This is a genomic window from Paenibacillus algicola, assembly GCF_005577435.1.
GTDB lineage: Bacteria > Bacillota > Bacilli > Paenibacillales > Paenibacillaceae > Paenibacillus_AQ > Paenibacillus_AQ algicola.
On the sequence record NZ_CP040396.1, the window covers coordinates 4,381,639 to 4,395,259 of the forward strand.

Sequence of the window (13,621 nt, forward strand, 5' to 3'; positions counted from 1 at the left end):
CACGATAGCGTGCTCCTTTATACTACTCGGCTAGCTTATTAGCAAGATTGTTAAACAGCTCGATGTACGTTTGAATGGACTCATTCGTGTACGTATCATTCGGTGCATAGACGATATTTCCTTCAGTGACCGCGGTTGTATTTTGAAGCGCCGGGGCGTTATCAATAACATCCTGAGCCGGAACCTTTGGATCGGTTGAATTAATAGCAGCATCACGGTCCAGGACAAAAATCCAATCCGGATTGCTCTGCGCGATCGCTTCTACAGAAATTTCATCCCCTTGGTGATCCGACGAGGTGTTGTCGATGTCCAGGGACGATGTCCATCCGAAGATTTCGTACATCGGGCCCCAGACGCGTCCAGAGACCGGAGCCGAGAAGCCGATGTTGCCGCCGGAAACAATGACGCTCATTACCGTTTCGGTATCCTGGTAGGCTGCTTTTGCATCTGCAATAGCTTGATCGAATTCAGCATTCAGCTGCTCTGCCTCTGCATTTTTGTCAAAAATCTGTCCCAGCTTCAGCGTCGCATCCTTCAGTCCGTTGACCAGGTTGTCACCCGGGGCGCCGGATTCGGCAGAGACGTCGAAGTTCAGATCGATGACGACTGCATTCGGCACCAGCTTCTTGATATCTTCATAGTAATCAGCAAACCGCTGCCCTACAATGACTAGCTCCGGATTGGCAGCCGCCAGAATCTCCAGGTTGGGCTCACTGTGATTGCCAATGTCCTGAACACCCTCATCTGCTACATAGGGGGAGTCCGCAGGCATAACGCCTTTAGGAACCGCAGCCAGCTCGATCTCCCAGTTCGCAAGCGTTTCAAACGTCCGGTTGTCCAGCGCGACAACGTTCTCGGGATTTACAGGCACGGTAACCTTGCCATGAGCATCAGTAATTTCAACGGTCGTTGGCTGAGCCGGCTCTGTGGCGGCTGGCGTCGTTTCGGTGGTCGTGGTGGTGCTTGTATTCTCACTGGCGCTGTTGCTTTCTGTACTGCCTGTCGTATCGTTCCCGGTGGAGCATGCCGCCAGCACCAGTACGAACACCAGCATTACAATACTAAATTTGAACTTTTTCATTTCTCTTTCCCTCTCCTTCGTATGTATACTTTCGAAACTCATCGCGATGTCCCGGTTATCAGTGATAATGATAATTATTATCAATGACAATTTCTTTTTAAAGTATAGCAGGATCCAAAATAATAGCAACCTCTTTTTTTTATCACATTACCTGTACTGTGGTTTGGATAGAGAAACTATAAAGGTCCCGGAGAGTTATCATCGCTCCCGGGACCTTCTCTTGCTGCCTCATTTAAATGTTAGCTTCTGTTCGCTTCCTGCACCTTGAGAAGCTTCCCTTTAACGGTCGTATCCTTCATCATATGAAGCACTATTCGGCCTTTGCCATTAAGAATATCCACATAGGAAGCATGATCTTCTATGGTAATAATCCCAATGTCCGCTGCCGACACACCTTCGATTTTGGCTATAGTACCTACAAAGTCCACAGCTCTGATCTTCTTTTTCTTTCCGCCATTAAAATACAATTTCATTACATCCTGCCCCAGGCGAGAGCCGCGGCCTTTTGTAATCGATGGCTGCTTCCCTGACTTCGCTTCAAAAGCCGCCTTTCCCCGTGTCACTGCTTCTGCGGATGGATTTGATTTCCTAGGGATGTCAAACCCGATATAGGCTTCAATATTCAGAATGAATTTCTCTTCATTCGGCTTGGCAAAGGAGATCGCTTTCCCGGATTGCCCGGCTCTTCCCGTTCGACCCGTGCGGTGTACGTAGCTCTCGTTCTCCAATGGAAGATCATAGTTCATGACGTGACTGATGTTCTCGATATCAATCCCTCTTGCGGCTACATCCGTAGCAATCAGATAGCGGAAGTGTCCTAACTTAAACTTGTTCATCACTTGAGTGCGTTCGTCCTGCTCCATGCCTCCATGGATTCTGTTACAGGGATATCCCTGTTTTTCCAACTCTTTATAAACGACCTCGACTCTAGTCTGCGTTCGGCAAAAAATAATACAACGATCCGGATTCTCGATCACGGTGATTGCCCGGAGTAACTGAAGCTTGTCCTCATCCTTTACCATATATAACGAATGCTCAATCTGATTTGTCGCTTCGGAGCCTGCCTTCACCTCAATATCCAACGGATGGTTCATATATCGGTGGCATAAATTCTCGACATCCTTTGGCAGTGTGGCGGAGAACAGCATAGTCAACCGATTCTTGGGCAGCTCGCGGATAATTTTCTCCACCTGCTCAATAAATCCCATGTTTAGCATCTCATCGGCTTCGTCAATCACGAGAAATCTCACTTGCTCCAGATCGATCGTTTGCTTCTCGATATGGTCCATAATCCGTCCTGGCGTGCCCACAACCACATGATTTCTGTATGTCAGTTGCGTCTTCTGTCTAGCAAATGGCTGCTTGCCGTAAATCGCAATTGCTTTGATTCGTTTGTATTTCCCGATATTCATCATATCCTGCTTAACCTGATCGGCAAGCTCTCGCGTCGGCGTCAAAATCAAGGCCTGCGGCCGATTCTGATCCCACTCTACCATTTGGCAGATTGGAATGCCGTAAGCTGCCGTTTTCCCACTTCCTGTGCGGGATTTCACGGTCATATCCTTCTGCTTAAGCGCAGAGGGAATTACACTGCTTTGAACCTCTGTCGGCATTTGATATCCCAAATTATCCAAGGCGCGGAGAATATCCTCGCTTAATTGGTAATCCTGAAAACTTCGTTCATTCATAAACACACCTCTTTGTGTAGACAACGTTTTTCATAGCTTAGCATTACCGGCTTGGAGCGCTCCGTTCATTGATTATACCATGATTTACTCAAGCAAAAAGAAAGGAGTCGAGCCCTAAGCAGGCCGACTCCAGAACTTATTTAGAAGGTTTCAATTTCCGTATAAATCTGGAAAGTTACGCCGAATGGATCTGTGACATCACCGAACCCAGGACTGAAAGCTTCTTCGCTGAAAGGCATATTGACTTGCCCGCCTTGCCGCAGAGCTTCATAAATATCCCTAGCATGCTCGACAGCGTGCGTCGTAATACAAATAGTAACCCGGTTTCCCGTTCCAAGTGACAGTGATCCGGCTGGCGCATCAGAAAGCATAAGCTCTGTATCACCGATTTTTAATTTGGCATGCGCCACCAGATCCTTTAATTCTTCTGTAAATGTATTAGACATGCCCGGCATTTCACCGTACGTGATGCTGGAGAGCACCTCGGCGTGAAATACCTCTTTGTAGAACTGGATCGCTTCCTTCGCTCGCCCCTCTAATGTGATGTATGGAACCAGCTTCATCTTCATGCCTGCTCCGTATATTGCTTGAAATGGTTCATGATCGCCTGCCAGCCCTGCTGCTGCATCTCCACAGCGTGCGTGGCTTCTGCTTCAAAGGTCTGAACGACCTTCGTCACGCCACCTTGATCCTCAAAGAGAATTTCAACCTTTCTGCCGTCTCCCAGCGTGTAGGTGATCTCCTGATGAGGCTTCACAGTGTCGTATACACCATCAAAATCGAAGCCCATGCTGCCGTCCTTCGCCTCCATCCGATTGAGGAAAGCCCCGCCTTCCCGCAGGTCATTCTCCGCTTTCGGCACATGCCACTCTTCCGTCGCATAGCTCCATTTCATAATGTGGACCGGCTCGGTCCAATACGTCCATACCTTCTCAATCGGAGCCTGAACCGTCGCTTCTACCGTTACTTTAGGAGCAGATGGATTGTTCATGGATCAACACCTCTTTCATCAAATTGTTGGTTTATACAGCTCTCACTCCTATAGACGTATGGTGTGGTGAAAATTCATCGCTGTATTTCGAGTGGAAGACCAAATATTCTAAATAAAGGCGTATGAATAAAATTCTGAACATGATCAATATGCCCCTCCCGCACCTCCAGCATATGAATGCCCCAGGGAACGAGAACGTCTGGGATACGGCCGGGTACATACTGCGCCAATACAGGAACGCCACCATTGGCCGTGGTCCGGATAAACCGGGACCCTTCACAATGCCACCGCGTAAGGGAGAAAAATTGACGCAGATCTTCTCTGCCCTTGATCCACATATTGAACGGCGGCATCGACATGCGGCCCTCCTCATGGAATAACGCCACCAGAGTATCTATATCAAACTGCTCAAATGCGTCTACATATCTGTTAAGCAGCTCTTGATCCGGCTCCATGCCGGTCCTGGCATATTCATCCGAGCGGAGCTGCTCCTGATCCAGCGCCGCTCTTGCTCGCTGAAGTGCGCTGTTTACCGCAGCGGGAGACATGTCCAGAGCCTCAGCAATGTGCTTGGTGGGCCACTCAAAGACGTCCTTGAAGATCCATACTGCCCGCTGACGGGGAGGCAGGACCTGCAGCAGCGCAATAAAGCAGATCTGCAGCGTATCCTTTCGAATCATCCGGTCCTCCGGATTCTCCGCCAAATCCGGGGCTGGCCATACCCACTGGGAAGGCGGCAGCGTATCGCGGGGCTCTACAATGTCGGCAGCGGGATCGAAATGATCCACGGGACGAATCCGGCGCTTCGCCTGCCTGAGCTTATCCAGGCACAGGTTAGAGGCGATCCGGTAAACCCAGGTCTTGAAGGAGGCTTCCCCTCGAAATGAGCTCCGGTGCTGCCATACCCGAATATGCGTCTCCTGCACGGCATCGTCGGCATCCTCCATGGATCCGAGCATTCTGTAGCAGTAGTAAGTGAGCTCCTGCTTGATCTCTTGAAAATATTCCAGCTCTGCTGTCGTATCGTTCATCATTTCCTCCTATACATTGGATGGTATGGAGATTGATCTATGTAGTATCTTTATCATAATAGATTCATATGTAAAGTGGAAAGAGGCACTCTGTTGAGAGTGCCTCTTTCCTGAATGATAGCTTTTATTTTCCCTTGTTCATGCTCTCTTCCAGCTCGAAAATCGTCTGCTGAGCCTCCTTATACGCAGGCTGCAGCTCGACCGGCAGCTCACCGAGCTCCACCGGTCCATCGCTCGGATTGACCCCCGACTGAGCCAGGATTGATTCCCTCTGCAGCTGTGCTTCCATGTAGCGATCATACTGTTCAGCACTAAGCACCTCTTGAGCAATCGGCTGGCCATTCAGCTGGTCAAGATAGGGCTGTATTTCTGCATACAGCATCTTTAATTCCGTATAGGTCTCGGGCGGCAGAGCCAGAAAGTCGATCTGATAATGCTTGTTGGCATACTCCACCTTGGCAGCGACCACTTGCTTTAACTGCTGCTCGAAGGCAGGGTAATCCTCACCCAGTGTTTTTTTCGCGCCGCCGAGCTTCATACCCAGCTTCTGGTACTCCTGCATGGTCACCGTCACGACCGTCTTCTTCAGCTCTGCAAATGAACCATAAATCCGATCAGCCAGCTCTGGGCTGGCCGCAAAGGCTGTGGCCGTCACTGCAAAAACACTGATCAGCGCCACAAGGACCGCACGCCGGAAGGGTGTGGTTCTTCGGCCTCTATATCTTTTGTTAAGATGCCTGGCAACGGCTGCATCGAGCTCTGATGGAACGTCGATGCTGTGCGCATAATGCCCAAGGGACTTACGAATGTGTTGCTCGATAGTCATGTGTACTCTCCACCTTTTCATCTGAAATGTGATTCCACTCTTGACGCAGCTTCATAATTGCAGCGTGGTAACGCGATTTGACGGTCCCGACCGGAACCTGCAGCAGCGAGGCCGTCTCCTCCAAACTGTAATCGTGATAGCAGCGCAGCACTACTACGGTGCGCAGTTTACTTGACAGCTTCATAACATGCTCCAGCAGCTCATCCTTCGTCTCCAGACGGCTTATGGGCTCGTCCTGTGCCGGGGCTGTGGACATCGCCCGCTTCAGCACATCATATCGGCGAAAGCTGCGCCACAGGCTTCTCCGGTGTTGATTACTCACTCGAATCACAATGCCGTGGAGCCAGAAGCGAAACGGCCGAGTGTGATCATAGTCACGATAAGACCTCCATAATTGGACATATACCTCATTGGCAACTTCCACCGCATCCTGACGGTTCGGAATCAAGCATGCCACCATCCGGTAGACATCCTCTCGGGTTTCCCTGTATAACTCCTCGAACGCAGAGTCTTCCTCTTGCAGCATCCGCGTTAACAACTCTTGGATCTTCACTTCCTTCATGGGGGGCCCTCCCTATATACTGAACTTCACCTTATATTGGCCGGATGCCGGGAAAAGGTTCGGTTTACTTTTCCTCCGTTTGAACGTTTCTTCCACAATATCACAGATAAAGCGAGGCAACCCGCACAAAAACAGGATGTCTCCGACCGCGTTAGCGGCAGGAGGACATCCTGGTTGTGTTGGGGTGAAGCCTATGTCTCTGGTGTATTGCCGTTTATAGAGCCATTGTTGACGATCGTACCCTGGGTTGAATTCAGTGTTCCATGATTCGTGATGGTGCCATCGTTCGTCAGTGTCCCCTGGTTAACCATAAGGGCGCCGGCATCAATGGTCAGCGTGCGGCCGCTCACAATCCGAAGGGCTGAAGTGCTTGCGATCAAGTATTTTTGGTCAGGCTTTATGCTAAAGTTAACCATTACGGTCGCATTGCCGTTCAACGTATACTCGGCTACACCGTTTACATACGTTAAGGTCACACCTGCACCTGTAGACAGCGTCAGATAAGAAGGATCTTTGCTGATGACAGAAAAGCCGTTTACGACATGCAGCGCAGATGAGGTAAACTCTACCGGGCCCGTCAGATTAACATTGGCAAAGTCAAACTCTAATCTGCCGGACACATCCATGCGGCCTGATCCATTCAGCGTGGAGCTGTATTCCGACCGCATGGTCCCGCCCTGTCCCGCTGGAATTTGAATCGTGCCGTTGTTGGTCCAGGTCCCGCTATTGCTGACGCCAGAATTGATGACGACTGTACCGCTGCTTTCGACGAGAACCGTGCCTGAATTTCTAAGCTCGCCCAAATTGCCGTAAACGTGAACCGTTCCATCAATGGCAAGGGTAGTACCGGCAAGCACTCGCAGATTACCGTTGACGTTCATCGTAATGCCTGCAGGCACCCGCAGACTGGCACTCAAGCTATGGTCGCTGGCAACAACCGTTTCAGTGCTGGACAGCTTGGTGATGCTGGTAAGCCCTGCTGCCTTCGCATTCGAAATAAACTCATCCGCTGGGGACGTCGTAGCTGCATTCGTCGCAGCGCTAATGACCGTACCGACTCCGGGATGGATGCCTGTTACGACAACCTGCAACCTCTTACCGCCATCTGCTGCGGCAACCATGTAGGCTGACGTACTGCTTCCCTGACCGGATGCATCCTGATAGACTCCACTTCCAGGGGCCGTTTCCACCTGCCACTGATAGGCAGCCCGGCTGCCTGCCGGAAGTCCGTCTGCCATGGTCACATCGGCATGAATGGTGGTGCCCACCCATGGATCTGAGGGTTGAATGACTGCACCTAGTACACGTACCGTAACCGCGCTCGTGACGGCAGTCTCCGTGCCGATTGCCGGATCTACACCTCGAACAGTCACTTGAAGCCTCTTGCCCGAATCAGCGGCAGCCACTGTATAGCTTGCCGTATTGCTGCCTGCCCCGTGCGCTTGCTGATAGATGCTACTGCCTGCTGTCGTTTCAACCTCCCACTGGTAAGACACCTGGCTGCCTGCGATGCTGCTGTCGCTCATCACGACATCAGCCGTTAGGATGTCCCCAAGTGATGGGGTCGTATTATCGATCGTAACCCGGGATACCTTTGCGGCTACTGCCCGGGTTGCTGTACTTGTGTGTGATCCCGCCACGGGACTCACTCCCGACACGACTACGCGCAGTTTCTTTCCTACATCGTCAGCCGCTGCCGTGTAAACCGGACTCTCGTTCCCTGTCCCGGCAGCTGCGGTATAGCTCCCGCTTCCTGCAGTCGTCTCCACCTGCCACTGATAGCTGATACGCCCGCCCGCAGGCTGACCGTCATTCATCGTAACAAGGGCGGTCACAGCCTCCCCGGCGGCAGGCTGTACGTGATCTGTCGTAACACCGGTAACGAGAACAAGTACGGGCTCGGTCGCGGCACTAATCTGTTCTCCCACAGCCTGACCGACACCGGTCACAACGACGCGCAGCCTCTTGTGTGACTCTGCGGCGGTGACGGTGTAGCTTGCTGCTGTGCTGCCAGAACCGACAGCATTCTGATACACTCCGCTGCCGACGGCCGTCTCTACCTGCCATTGATAGATCACCTGACCGTCTGGCGAGCTGCTGTCACTCATACGAACCGTAACCGCAAGGGTATCTCCAATTGCCGGAGCCGTATTGTTGATATCGGCCGTAGCGACCTGAGCAGCCAGACTCCAATCGGCGATGAATGTGACATCCTGAGCCGGCATAATCGCTGGCGGATCAGGATGAATCCAGCCCCGGAACAAATACCCTTCCCGGGTAACCACAGGTCTTGGAATGTCTGATGCAAGGATTGACGCTCCGTATTTCACCGGGATGACCGAGCCGCCTGTCCCTCCGTTCGCATCAAAGGTCAGATTGTAGCTGTTCCGCTTGTAATAGAGCTTCAAGCGAAGCGGGTTGGTGCTGTCCAGATTGACCGTGCCGCTGGACACACTTTCCGGCACGCTGGTGTCATAGGTGAAGCCCACGTACTCTTTTGGCGCTGCCGTTACGGTTGAGCCTGCCTGAGCGTACAGCTTCTCCGGATTGTCCAGCGGCTCATACGCCCCGCCCTGCAGCGTCTCCTTCGAGTGATAGGCGAGGTAAAGTCCGTCGGCAAATGTCCACACCGCCTGGAAGGTCATATCTCTCATCGGCATGACAGCCGGAATCTCCGGCGACCAGCCTTCGAACTGCGCATACTGGCGGTAAGCCGACGGGGTCCGTATACTGGCTCCATGTGGAATCATGGATGGATAGCTGGACAGGGCACCGCCGTTCCCATCGAATGTAACCTGATATCGGTTCCGTTTGTAATACAGCCTTAACACACTGCTGCCGTCCCCGTTAATTGTACTTGCAGTCAAGGTGTTCGGGGCACTGCTGTCATACGTAAAGCCATCGAAGCTTTTCGGGGCTGCCTGAATGGCCGCATTCGTCGTCCCCTTAAACGAATTGGATTCCGCGACGCTGTAAGTCAGAGCATCGGTATAGCTTACCTGACCCGCAGCATTAGCACTAAGAATTGGCAGATCCTGAAGCAGATGCACCACCTTATAAGGGGTATCCTCATTCTCTCGCCAGGTCGCCGTGAACGTCATGTCTTTCGTCGGCATCACCGCTGGCACTGCTGACGACCAGCCTGTAAATGTGTATCCCGCTCTGAACGCCCCCGGGATTTGCGTCGAAATGTTCTTCCCGTTTCTCGCGGTGATCGACCTTGTGAACAACTCATTGCCGCGGGAATCCCGGTAGCCCAGGCTGAAGGTAAGCGTTGCATAATGGCGCTCATAATAGATTTTGGCTACCGTCGAGCCGTCTCCCTTGATGTATACACCTCCAACATATCCGGACAAATACCCTTCACTTTGATATTTATTGGAGGAAATGCGGAGCTCCGTCCCTGAGGTCCCCTTCAAATTCTCTGTAGCTGCAAGGGAAGCTTCATTCGTATTGGGATCGATCAAATAATGCTCGACCTTATACGGTGTATCGGTTCTCGGCTCCCACTTGGCGTACAGCCACTCCGGATTTTCGGGCATCCGGTCAGGGACAATAAACTCTTTGCCATCCTCTGTGTACCAGCCCTTGAACGTATAACCAGCCCTCACCGGAGGCGCCGGAGGCACTATCTTCTCATTATACTGACCTCTCAGCAGGAGCGAAGAATCTCCATTCCCCGGGTAAAATTGCAGAAACTTCGTATAATCATTGTTAATCCAGCTCAATTCAACGACCCGCTTGATGGGCGCGGAGGTGAACGCTAACGGCGCCTGCTTCCAGGTGAGCACCATTTCTCCATGCGTAGCCCCTTTGTTCGTCGTCACCGTAATTACATTTTTGGCCGCATCATACTTAAATTCAGGGTTTGTCATCTCGATGGTGAACTGGGATGCATCATAGACCTTCTCGATCACCTCTCCCGACTTCAAATCCATCGCACTCATGGTAAACAGCCGGGATGGCAGGCTCTCACTTTCCAGCCGCTTGACCATTTGGATCACAGGCGTATCCTCCTGCACATATACAAAATCATCCACACTCAGCTGCGATCCTGCAGAGTAGAGCGGCCACTCATTGGAATAGAGCGGAACCTGCGCTGAAAGAGCTCCATTTCCGAGCTGAGCTGCAAAAATAGACTCCAGGTAAATCCCGATCTCCATATACATGGCTCCCGCGGATTGGGTCTGTGTCCCGGCTGCCGCTGTATACACCAGCTGATAGTAAAAATACCCCATAAGCTTCAAATAAGGCCCTGCTTCTACTTCAAACCCGACGCTGTTCAAATCGACACTGAACAGGCCAGCCTTCAGCTGCATCTGGATGCCTGCCCGCAGCCCCAGCGTTCCCAGTACATACAGCTTGATATGATATTCGCCATCTCCGGACAAGCTGACCGTATTGCTGGCACCCGTTCTGCTCAGTACACGTACAGTAACGGAATACCGCTTCGCACTTTTATAGCCGAAATCACTGCCGAGCGTAATATTGGGATTCAGACTGATGACGAAATTGACCGTGAACTCGATTTCGATCACGCCATAGCAGATTCTCTTTTTCTGCTGCAGAAGCTCCTGGCTCAAGAGCGGTACCCACTCGGTCTCGTTCTGGAGCAGCTCCTGATACATCTGCTTCAGGGTTGACGCGTTTAATGTCTCCTTCATCTGCACGCCATCCATCAGCGCCTGCATTTGCTGCGCTATGTTCGTGATGTCGCTGGCTTGTGACCAGTCCGGGCCTTTATCTTTTTCGATGGTGCCCATCTCTGCTGTAATATTGATGCCTGTATACGTATAAGCATCCAGATTGGCGGTAATGGTGTAGTCTTGAATGATCGGAATGAACCAGTACCATTTCACCTGAGTATCGCCGTTGATCCCGAGCTCAAAGCGGATCTCTTCCTCAAATGTGCTCGTCATGTGGATGATAAAGCTGTCATCATTGCCCTCATCGGTATCAATGATAATATCGCATTGTACCTGAAGTGTTACACTAGCACCGGTATGTCCGGGGAAGTGCTTCAGCTTCGTGCCGATGGAAGGCACAACGGTCAGATTCTCCACACTAACCTCAATATCTGAGCCTTTGGATGCCGCGATGCTGCGCTCATCATACCGCTGCTTGAACCCGTCGGTCTGCAGAGCCATGGTTGACAGATAATCAGCGGCCTCCTGTACAAATCCGCTTTCGATCGCTTGCTGCTTGATCTGCGCCTCAAGCCTCTCCTCCTGGGCATCCTCTAACAGCTCATCGCCATCTATACGCTGCTTCTGATAGAAATCCAGCGCACTCGCAATGTCCTCAGAGGTCACTTCAGTATAGGTAATAATATCCTCTGAACCTGCTGAGGTGACAGAGGTAATTCTGGCGTAGCCCGCAGAGCTGGACTGACTTCCGAATTCTCCCTCGTAAAAGGCGATGTAATCCCCTTCTTGTACGGTAGTCAGCTCACTGAGTCCCAGCGGTGCATACTTGCTGTCCTGAAAATTGAGCGCAGCGTGATCTACCGTAATAGAGTTATTGTCAGGATCGCCGTCTATATCCGAAGCACTGCTGACAGGCAGCACATCCGGTTTAAGCAGCACCTCCTCCGCATCAGCGCTGGTGTATGTATAGGTCGTTCCATTCTTTGCTGTAATTTCTACATACGCGACTTCACCGTTATCGGCCTCGGTCGTGTTAACCGTACGCTGATCGGGCCGAGTCCCTTCGTAAATGGACACTGTATCTCCCACGTCAATGCTCATGCTGCCGGCATAGTTAAACGTCCCGTTCGTAACATCTGCCGCTGACAGCGCCGCCCCACCGTTCGTCACGCTGGCGCGCATCACCGGTACCGAATGTAATGACATGGGTGTCCCCTCCCGGGACATGCCTTGCACTTCGGAGGCCGGGACATAGATCAGCTTAGGATTCAGAGGCAGCTGCGCAACCTCCTGCTTGCTAATGCTAAAGACATAAACCCGCGTCGAGGGATCCTGTCCGGTAAAAGAAAGCTTGTCGTCCGTTAGCGTAACCTGATATGTATTCCCTTCTTCAAAAGCCCCTTCCTGGGCCGCTGCCGTAAATGTGCCCTGCGAGCCGGTCACCTGAATACCGGCAAAGCCTGGATTCGCCGGGGCTTCAAACGTCATGCCTGCCCTCACCTGCTCGGCCGTCAGGGACCCGGTAGCTTCCTGGATCCCCAGCGTGAAACGGGGGGACTGATCCAGCACCGTGACACTTGGAATACTCTGCACCGCTTCATGAACGCTGTCGATATACTTGGCATACAGCATCATACTGCCTGTCACCGGCTCTCCATCCCGGAGCAGCTGAGTCAGCGCGGCATCTTTGAACCAGCCTTGAAAGATAGCCCCGGCCTTCACAGGAACCGGAAGCTGACTTACCGGTGCACCTGCTGCATAGGACAGGCTCTGGATTGCAGTGCCTCCATTCGTTTCAAATGAAATGATGTATGTCGATGCCGAAGGGCTGCCGCCACCGGGATTGCCCGGGCTTTCAACGATTGGCGATGGCGCCGCAGGAATAGCCGGAGCTTCCGGTACTGCGGGCGGCGCTGCAGCTTCCTCCTGCTCTTTGAAGGCCAGAATCACCTCATGGCTCGTCATGCTGAGAACCGCAGCTTCTGCTCTGGTTGCTTTGGCTTTGGGATTGAATCGGCCTTGGGTATCGCCCTTAAGCACGCCAGCCTGCCAAAGCTTGATGACAGCATCGACGGCCCATGGAGAAATCGCAGCGATATCCTTCGGCTTCGTCTCGATCCTGCCGTTTTTCTCATAATGCACGTTGACTGTTTCAAAATACCGCAGCGTCAACACAGCAATCTGTTCCCTGGACACGATCCCCTCCGGGGAAAACCTGCCGCCGCCTGTCCCGGTCGTTATTTCTTTCTCCACGGCCCAGGCCACATAAGGTCCATACCAGGAGTCCGGCGGTACATCCTCAAACACCGGAGCCGTATAGCCGCTGATATCAACCCCGGCAATCCGCCCCAGCACGGTGATGTACATGGCCCTTGTCATTGTGCCTTGAGGGGTGAAGTTCCCGTTGCCTGTCCCGCTGAAAATACCGTGCTGCTGCACATACTGAACGGCAGGATAATACCAGTCTGCCGCCTTCACATCCTGAAACGATGGTTTGATCTCTGAGCTCAAACTCGAAGGAGCCAAAGAGACATCATGCCAGTTGATGTGCGGCTCCGGCACCCCCTGTGCTGAGCCGGATGAATTCACCGTGCCTATGGAGGCGGACATTGCCTCGGCCGGCAGCAGCGATACCGTCATGCAAATGAGCAATAATAGACTAATATAGCGCGTATACCATGTTTTCAAATTGAATCCTCCCGCTAGACGATATTGTAGGCTGCCTGCTTCTGTTCCTACCTACATCGTAGAGTTCGAGAGGGTTTACCGCATCTACCGAAAGTTATAGTTTCGACA

General features: G+C 52.1%; 8 protein-coding genes. All 8 read right to left on the reverse strand.

What is annotated here, in order from left to right; genetic code table 11:
• Positions 1-22: 22 nt before the first annotated feature.
• Positions 23-1,081, reverse strand: a complete 1,059-nt coding sequence (locus E6C60_RS20350) for a siderophore ABC transporter substrate-binding protein (RefSeq protein WP_138227473.1) — start codon at positions 1,079-1,081, stop codon at positions 23-25.
• 239 nt (positions 1,082-1,320) lie between these two features.
• A complete protein-coding gene (locus E6C60_RS20355; RefSeq protein ID WP_138227474.1) occupies positions 1,321-2,769 on the reverse strand; it encodes a DEAD/DEAH box helicase in 1,449 nt (482 codons plus the stop codon).
• 140 nt (positions 2,770-2,909) lie between these two features.
• On the reverse strand, positions 2,910-3,338 hold the full coding sequence (locus E6C60_RS20360; protein WP_138227475.1) for a VOC family protein: 429 nt from the start codon (positions 3,336-3,338) through the stop codon (positions 2,910-2,912).
• A complete protein-coding gene (locus E6C60_RS20365) occupies positions 3,335-3,760 on the reverse strand; it encodes an SRPBCC family protein (protein WP_138227476.1) in 426 nt (141 codons plus the stop codon). The genes E6C60_RS20360 and E6C60_RS20365 overlap by 4 nt, the downstream gene beginning before the upstream one ends.
• 74 nt (positions 3,761-3,834) lie before the next feature.
• Complete coding sequence (locus tag E6C60_RS20370) at positions 3,835-4,794, reverse strand: sigma-70 family RNA polymerase sigma factor (protein ID WP_233281081.1); 960 nt, start codon at positions 4,792-4,794, stop codon at positions 3,835-3,837.
• A gap of 121 nt (positions 4,795-4,915) precedes the next feature.
• Positions 4,916-5,617 carry a DUF3600 domain-containing protein gene (locus tag E6C60_RS20375; RefSeq protein WP_175415387.1) on the reverse strand — a complete coding sequence of 234 codons (702 nt, stop codon included), beginning with the start codon at positions 5,615-5,617 and terminating at the stop codon, positions 4,916-4,918.
• Entirely contained in the window at positions 5,592-6,179 is a 588-nt protein-coding gene (locus E6C60_RS20380) for a sigma-70 family RNA polymerase sigma factor (RefSeq protein ID WP_138227478.1), read from the reverse strand. The genes E6C60_RS20375 and E6C60_RS20380 overlap by 26 nt, the downstream gene beginning before the upstream one ends.
• A gap of 191 nt (positions 6,180-6,370) precedes the next feature.
• Positions 6,371-13,513: an InlB B-repeat-containing protein gene (locus tag E6C60_RS20385; RefSeq protein WP_138227479.1), complete on the reverse strand. Its 7,143-nt coding sequence runs from the start codon at positions 13,511-13,513 to the stop codon at positions 6,371-6,373.
• Between the last annotated feature and the right edge of the window lie 108 nt (positions 13,514-13,621).

Bases quoted from the DNA above. Each gene is read 5' to 3' on its own strand.
- E6C60_RS20350 (WP_138227473.1), bottom strand. From the start codon at position 1,081: ATGAAAAAGTTCAAATTTAGTATTGTAATGCTGGTGTTCGTACTGGTG.
- E6C60_RS20355 (WP_138227474.1), bottom strand. From the start codon at position 2,769: ATGAATGAACGAAGTTTTCAGGATTACCAATTAAGCGAGGATATTCTC.
- E6C60_RS20360 (WP_138227475.1), bottom strand. From the start codon at position 3,338: ATGAAGATGAAGCTGGTTCCATACATCACATTAGAGGGGCGAGCGAAG.
- E6C60_RS20365 (WP_138227476.1), bottom strand. From the start codon at position 3,760: ATGAACAATCCATCTGCTCCTAAAGTAACGGTAGAAGCGACGGTTCAG.
- E6C60_RS20370 (WP_233281081.1), bottom strand. From the start codon at position 4,794: ATGATGAACGATACGACAGCAGAGCTGGAATATTTTCAAGAGATCAAG.
- E6C60_RS20375 (WP_175415387.1), bottom strand. From the start codon at position 5,617: ATGACTATCGAGCAACACATTCGTAAGTCCCTTGGGCATTATGCGCAC.
- E6C60_RS20380 (WP_138227478.1), bottom strand. From the start codon at position 6,179: ATGAAGGAAGTGAAGATCCAAGAGTTGTTAACGCGGATGCTGCAAGAG.